At 54.1% G+C, this 207-nt stretch carries 1 protein-coding gene; it reads left to right on the top strand.

Annotated elements, in window-relative coordinates:
* Positions 1-207 (top strand): hypothetical protein (locus tag FCU66_RS40905; protein ID WP_210239733.1); only part of this gene is annotated, 207 nt, incomplete at both ends.

Here is a 207-nt window from a genome sequence, read left to right as displayed (position 1 = left end):
GGCCGTCACGTTACGGGTCGATCACGTCAACAACATCACCCTGCTTACTGGGCCAGATACGTCGGGTAAAGTGCACGATTTTCTTGCCGATAATCTGTCGGCATCAGGTTTTACAGTGACGGGAAATGCCGACGGATCCTTGACTTTCATCTCAAATCGCGGCGACACCAAGGGGTGGAGTGGAGGCTTCACTAGTTCCGACGAGGC

The organism is Mesorhizobium norvegicum, assembly GCF_004919685.1.
GTDB lineage: Bacteria > Pseudomonadota > Alphaproteobacteria > Rhizobiales > Rhizobiaceae > Mesorhizobium > Mesorhizobium norvegicum.
Note: the sequence above shows the minus strand (reverse complement) of the source record. Positions and strands in the feature narration are given on the sequence as shown.